Annotated in this window: 2 protein-coding genes and 1 pseudogene; all 3 read left to right on the top strand. The window is 74.6% G+C overall.

Going from position 1 to position 3115, the window contains the following annotated elements:
* Nucleotides 1-793, top strand: a pseudogene (locus tag ACILQS_RS16110) (primosomal protein N'); the annotation flags it as partial.
* A gap of 48 nt (nt 794-841) precedes the next feature.
* On the top strand, nt 842-1762 hold the full coding sequence (gene fmt / locus ACILQS_RS16105) for a methionyl-tRNA formyltransferase (RefSeq protein WP_395641139.1): 921 nt from the start codon (nt 842-844) through the stop codon (nt 1760-1762).
* Nucleotides 1759-3115: RsmB/NOP family class I SAM-dependent RNA methyltransferase (locus tag ACILQS_RS16100; RefSeq protein ID WP_395641138.1), on the top strand; the 1357-nt coding region annotated here is incomplete at its 3' end. The genes fmt and ACILQS_RS16100, both read left to right, overlap by 4 nt.

The raw sequence follows: 3115 nt of genomic DNA, 5'->3' as shown, positions 1-3115 counted from the left end.
CTGCGCCGGCCCGTTGCGGCAGCGCTCCTCGGGCGCGGTGCCGACCTGCACCTGGTGCGGCACCCCCGATCGCACCTGGGCGTGCGCCACCTGCGGTTCGCGCAAACACCGCACCTCCGGCACCGGCAGCGCCCGCACCGCCGACGAACTCGGGCGCGCCTTCCCGGGCACCCGCGTCATCGTCTCCGACGGTGAGCGCCCGCTGCTGGAGGTCGACGACCGTCCGGCGCTCGTGATCGCCACCCGGGGCGCGGAGCCGTTCGCGCCGCACGGCTATCGCGCGGTGCTGCTGCTCGACGGCGAGCGGATGCTGGCGCGGGAGAGCCTGCGTGTCGCCGAGGACTGCCTGCGCTGGTGGTCGGATGCGGCCGCCCTCGCCGCCGACGACGCCGGCATCGTGCTCGTCGGGGTCGGCGGCGCGCTCGGCCACGCCCTCGCCGGCTGGAGCCAACCGGACTTCGCCCGCGCCGAGTACGCGGGCCGCCGGGAGTTGCGATTCCCGCCCGCCGTGCGGATGGCCACCGTGCAAGGTGCTCCCGACGCCGTCGAGGAGGCGCTCGCGCAGCTGCCCGCCGCAGCCGAGGTGCTCGGCACGACCCTCGCCGCCGGACGCGCCCGTGCGATCCTGCGCTTCGACTACCGGGACGGCGGCGAGATCGCGGAGTCGGTGCGGGCGGAGGTCATCCGGCAGGCGACCCGACGGCGCAAGCCGATCCCCGGGTCCCCGCCGCGCGGCCGGCAGCCGCTGCCGCTGCGCGCGCGATTCGACGATCCGGAACCGTTCGAGGAGTAGGCGGTCGTTCGGAGAAGGGCGGGCCTCCGGACAGGGGAGAATGGACGGATGCCCCTCCGGATCGTCTTCGCGGGAACCCCGTCCGCCGCGGTCCCGAGCCTTCGGGCCCTCGCCGCCTCCGACCATGAGGTCGTCGCCGTCGTCACCCGGGAGGACGCGCCTCTCGGGCGCAAGCGGGTGCTGACGCCCACCCCGGTCGCGGTCGCGGCGGAGGAGGCCGGCATTCCGGTTCTCAAGGCGAACCGGATCGCGCCGCTCGAGGGGCGCATCGAGGCGCTGCGCCCCGACCTCGGCGTCATCGTCGCGTACGGCGGTCTGATCCGCGAACCGCTGCTGTCGACGCCGCGCCTGGGCTGGATCAACCTCCACTTCTCGCTGCTTCCGCGCTGGCGCGGTGCCGCACCCGTGCAGCGCGCCCTGATCGCGGGTGACCGCGAGACCGGAGCCGCGGTGTTCCAACTCGTCGCCGAACTGGATGCCGGACCCGTCTTCGGGGTCGTCACCCAGCCCATCGGCCGCAACGAGACCGCGGGTCACCTGCTCGAGGTCCTCGCCGAGAACGGCGCCGGGCTGCTCGTCGGCGTCGTCGACGCCCTCGACGCCGGCTCCGCCCGTGCCATCGAGCAGGAGGGGGAGGTCACGCTCGCCCCGAAGCTCGAACTCGAGGACGGCCGCCTCGACTGGGCGCGCCCCGCGGCCGAACTGGATGCCCGCATCCGCGGCACGACTCCGGAGCCGGGAGCCTTCGCGCTGCTGCCCGACGGGGACCGGCTCAAGGTGCTCGACGCGGCGATCGCCCATGCGGATGCGGGTCTCGCGGCGGGGGAGTTCGATCTCCGAAGCGGTCGTCTGCTGGTCGGCACCGGCACGGACCCGCTGCACCTCGTCACGGTCCATCCCGCCGGCAAGCGGGCGATGCCCGCGGCCGACTGGTGGCGGGGGCGACAGCGCTCGATCGAGGCGCGATGAACGACCGCTACGGAGCCGCCGTCTCGGGCCGCCGCGTCTCGCCCGCTCGTCGCGTCGCGGCCGACGTGCTCGCCGCCGTGCGCGAGGACGACGCCTACGCCAACCTCGTGCTGCCGGCCCGGATCAGTCAGGCGCGGCTCAACCTGGCCGACGCCGCCCTCGCCACCGAACTCACCTACGGCACGCTGCGGATGCAGGGACGTTACGACCGCATCATCCGCCTCGCGGCGAACCGCGAGACCTCGGCCATCGACCCGGCCGTGCTGGACGTGCTCCGTCTGGGCGTGCACCAACTCGTCGCGACCCGGATCCCGCCGCACGCGGCCGTCGGCGACACCGTGACCCTCGCCCCCCGCAAGGCCACCGGGTTCGTCAACGGGGTCCTGCGCACGGTCTCGCGGTCGACGCCCGAGGAGTGGGATGCCCGCGTCGCCGAGGGACTCGCCGGTGACCTGCGTCTCGGTGCCGAGTACTCGCATCCCGAGTGGGTCGTCGACGCCTTGCGCGGCGCGCTCGAGGCCGATGGTCGGGAGGACGAACTCGAGGATCTGCTCGCGGCCGACAACGTCGCGCCGGAGGTGTCGCTCGTCGCCCTGCCCGGACTCGCCGAGGTCGACGAGGTCGGCGAACCGGGCGAGATCTCCCCGGTCGGCGCCCGGACTCCCGGCGGCGACCCCTCCCGGATCCCGGCGGTCGCGTCCGGTCACGCCCGGGTGCAGGACGAGGGATCGCAGCTCGCGGCCCTCATCCTGAGCCGTGCCCGGCCGATCGTGGTGGGGGAGCGCTGGCTCGACATGTGCGCCGGTCCCGGCGGGAAGGCCGCTCTTCTCACGGCGGAAGCCAGAGGCGGGGGAGCGGAACTCGTGGCCAACGAACTCGTCCCGGTGCGGGCGCGTCTCGTGCGCGCGGCCCTGAAGATCTTCCGGCCGACGCCGGAGGTGGTCGAGGGCGACGCCGAGCGGTTCGCCACCTCCGACCCCGGCGGCTTCGACCGCATCCTGCTCGACGCGCCGTGCACCGGCCTCGGCGCGCTGCGACGTCGACCCGAGGCGCGCTGGCGCAAGCAGCCCGGCGACCTCCCGGGTCTCGTCGCGTTGCAGACGAGATTGCTGGATGCCGCGGTCGCGGCTCTCGCCCCCGGAGGTCTGCTCGCCTACGTGACGTGCTCGCCGCATCCCGCGGAGACCCGCCAGGCCGTCGAAGGGGTCCTGGGTCGCCACCCGGAACTCACCGCGATCGACACCCGAGCCGTCGCCGCGCGGATCGCCACGAGCCGACTCGGGCAGGGTGTCGGGCCCGCGCTGCAACTGTGGCCGCACGAGCACGGCACCGACGCGATGTTCGTGCAGCTGC

Source organism: Pseudolysinimonas sp. (assembly GCF_044239695.1).
Lineage (GTDB): Bacteria > Actinomycetota > Actinomycetes > Actinomycetales > Microbacteriaceae > Pseudolysinimonas_A.
The sequence above is the reverse complement of the archived record's forward strand: the minus strand, read 5'-3'. Positions and strand labels throughout refer to the sequence as shown.